At 31.4% G+C, this 3539-nt stretch carries 3 protein-coding genes; all 3 read right to left on the bottom strand.

The annotated features are described in order from the left end of the window. The coding region (gene bshA, locus AB1Z17_RS08035; protein WP_368051282.1) for an N-acetyl-alpha-D-glucosaminyl L-malate synthase BshA at positions 1-986 on the bottom strand (986 nt) is incomplete at its 3' end. Between the two features lie 178 nt (positions 987-1164). Then, entirely contained in the window at positions 1165-2010 is an 846-nt protein-coding gene (locus tag AB1Z17_RS08030; RefSeq protein WP_368051281.1) for a transketolase, read from the bottom strand. A gap of 173 nt (positions 2011-2183) precedes the next feature. Beyond that, positions 2184-3467 (bottom strand): asparagine synthetase B, encoded by a 1284-nt coding sequence (locus AB1Z17_RS08025; protein ID WP_368051280.1) that lies wholly within the window; start codon positions 3465-3467, stop codon positions 2184-2186. Positions 3468-3539 lie beyond the last annotated feature (72 nt).

Raw genomic sequence — 3539 nt, 5'->3', positions numbered from 1 at the left:
GCCATATCATCGGTATCTCCAACATTGCTTAAAAACCCTGTAACTCCCTGAATATTAACTTCTGGCAATCCTCCGGCATTTGTAGAAATAACTGGAGTCCTTGCTGCCATTGCTTCTAATGCAGCCAATCCAAAGCTTTCAGTTTCAGACGGTAGTAAAAATAAATCGGAATAGCATAATAACTTATTTACTTCATTACTATTTCCTAAAAAAAGTATTTTATCTAAAATACCTAAATCTTTCGCTTGGCATTCAATATGTTCTCTATCTGGCCCTTCTCCAACCAATAATAATTTCGAAGGGATTTTTTTCTGAATTTTATAAAAAATATCAATTACATCTGCAGCTCTTTTAACAGGGCGCAAATTACTAATATGTGTAATAATTCTTTCATGTTCTTTTGCAATACCACTTCTCTGACATTCTTCATCCGTAATTTCAGGATATTTTTCAAAATCGATGAAATTGTAAATTACATGAATCTCTTTTTTAATGTTGAACAATCTTAAAGTATCTCTTTTTAAGCTTTCAGAAACTGTGGTAACAACATCAGAATTATTAATGCTAAATTCCACAGCAGTTTTGTAGTTTGGATGACTTCCAACTAAAGTTATATCCGTTCCGTGTAAGGTTGTAACAACTTTAATATCAATTCCTTTTTCTTTTAACATTTGCTTCGCCATATAAGCGGCATATGCATGCGGAATTGCATAATGTACATGTAGAATTTCTATATCATGCATTTCAACAACTTCAACTATTTTACTTGAAAGAGCTAATTCATAAGGTTGAAAATGAAACAATGGATATTCTTCTACAAAAACTTCATGAAAATGAATATCATTAGAAATAAAATCTAATCGAACAGGTTGTTTGTAGGTAATAAAATGAACATGATGTCCTTTTTGAGCCAAAGCCATTCCTAATTCAGTCGCTACTACTCCACTTCCTCCAAATGTTGGATAACAAACAATTCCTATTTTCATATATTATTTTTAAAATCTCTTCATGAATAGACGTAAATATATAGGTATTATTACAAATTATTAACCAGAATATTATAAATTAATCATAAAAAAAGATAAAGCTGTTAAGAAAATTTTGAATTTCCCTTAACAGCCTTACTTATAATAATTTAACAGTTAAACGATTAAACATAAATATTTAATAATCCCCTAAAGTTTCAGGATTTTGAGAAAGCGCATCTTCTAGTTGTGCATCATTTGGTGCTTTACCGTGCCAAGCGTGCGTGTGCATCATAAAATCAACACCATTACCCATTTCAGTTTTTAGTAAAATACAAACTGGTTTTCCATTACCTGTTAATGCTTTAGCTTCTGCCAAACCACTTTTAATTGCTTCAATATCATTTCCTTTTTCAACCTCTAAAACAATCCATCCAAAAGCTTCAAACTTCGCTTTTAAATCGCCCATAGGCATTACATGGTCTGTTGAACCATCAATTTGTTGACCATTATAATCTACAGTTGCAATTAAATTATCAACCTTTTTCCCCGCTGCATACATAATTGCTTCCCAATTCTGACCTTCTTGCAACTCACCATCACCGTGTAAAGAATACACTAAACGAGTATCTCCATTTATTTTTTTTGCATGAGCAGCACCAATTGCAACACTCATTCCTTGTCCTAAAGATCCAGATGCAATTCTAACTCCAGGCAATCCTTCGTGTGTAGTTGGATGTCCTTGTAAACGAGTATTTAATATTCTAAAAGTTGCTAATTCTGAAACTGGAAAAAATCCACTTCTTGCCAAAACACTATAAAATGCAGGAGAAATATGTCCGTTTGATAAAAAGAATAAGTCTTCATTTTCACCATCCATTTTAAATTCCGTTGAATATTTCATGGTGTCTTGATATAAAACCGTTAAAAATTCATTACAGCCTAAAGAACCTCCTGGATGCCCAGAATTAACAGCATGTACCATTCTAACTATATCTCTTCTTACTTGTTGAGCAAAATCTTGCAGTTGTTGTGTAGTTGACATTGTATGTTTTTGTTTAAAAAAGCAAAAATACTATTTTAGAAGTATGAAGCAATAACTTTTACGAATAAAGTTTTAAGTGCTTTATTAACAGTTTTTCTCCTTAAGCTATAAATTTTGTTATTTTGAAACTTTAAGACTTAGGAACGTTAAACCTTTTAACTTTTAAAGTCTTATCAAGTTTTTTGCTTTTTCTTTTTAGCAGCTGGAAAAAGCACATTGTTTAATATTAAACGATATCCTGGTGAATTTGGATGTAAATCTAATTCGGTTTTAGGATCTCCTACTCTATGCTGATAATCTTCTGGATCATGGCCACCGTAGAAAGTAAACATTCCTTTTCCTTTTACTCCATGAATATAACGGGCTTCTCGATTCAATTTTATTTCACCCATTACTAACACGTTAGATTTTACAGCATCTCTATCAAAAGAAGTTGTTTGTCCCATAAAACCCTTTACTAGTTGTGTATGGTTTTGACATAACATAGTTGGAATTGGATCCCATTTTGCTGAATATTCTTTTAATGAAAAATAATCTGCCGTACGTTTTATATTTTGCCTTTTACGAGTCATATCTATTGAAGAAAACTCATATTCAATCGGATTTCTAATCAAAGTAAAATCTTTAAAAGCAAGTGTCTTGTTATAATCTATTTTATTTTGATAGTCAATCTCTGAAGGATCACCATCAAACATTGTTTCGCAAATATCAACACCTTCTGCGGATAAAGCAATATCAAAACTGTCTGTTGCAGAGCACATTGCAAACATAAACCCACCTCCAATTACAAAATCTCTGATTTTTAACGCTACCGCTAATTTTTGTTCTGAAACTTTTGAGTAACCCAATCTGCTTGCTAAGTTTTCTGCTGATTTTTTTTGTTCAATATACCAGGGAGCTGTTTTATAAGAACCATAAAATTTACCAAACTGACCAGTAAAATCTTCATGATGCAAGTGCAACCATTCGTATAAAAGTAGTTTTTCATTTAATACTTCTTCATCATAAACAACATCGAAAGGGATTTCGGCATAGGTTAAAACCATAGTTACAGCATCATCCCAAGGCATTTTATCTTTTGGAGAATATACTGCTATTTTAGGTGCTTTTTCTAAAATTACAGCTTCCATATTTTTAGAAGGACTACTAATTTCTTCTAAAATACTGGCTGCTTGTGTATCGGAAATTATTTGAAAAGTTACACCTCTAATTTTACATTCGTTTCTAGTAGCTTCATTATCTTCTAATAAAAAAGAACCACCTTCATAATTTAATAACCATTGCGCTTTATTGCCTCTTTCTAAAGACCAAAAGGTAATTCCGTATGCTTTTAAATGATTGGTTTGGGTAACGTCATCCATTGGAATTAAAATAAATGAAGCATAACTAAAAGTTGTAAACAATAAAGTTACAAAAATCAATATTTTTTTAAGAATGTATTTATATCTAAAACTCAATTAATTTATTTTTTAAAATGGAACATCACCATCATCTAAATTATCAGGTGCTCCAAAAGCATCTTCAGCGTT

This window comes from Lutibacter sp., assembly GCF_040883305.1.
Classification (GTDB): domain Bacteria; phylum Bacteroidota; class Bacteroidia; order Flavobacteriales; family Flavobacteriaceae; genus Lutibacter.
This window is presented reverse-complemented; position numbering and strand designations above follow the sequence as displayed.

Coding starts and splice junctions, on each gene's coding strand:
- AB1Z17_RS08030 (WP_368051281.1), bottom strand. CDS start 2,010: ATGTCAACTACACAACAACTGCAAGATTTTGCTCAACAAGTAAGAAGA.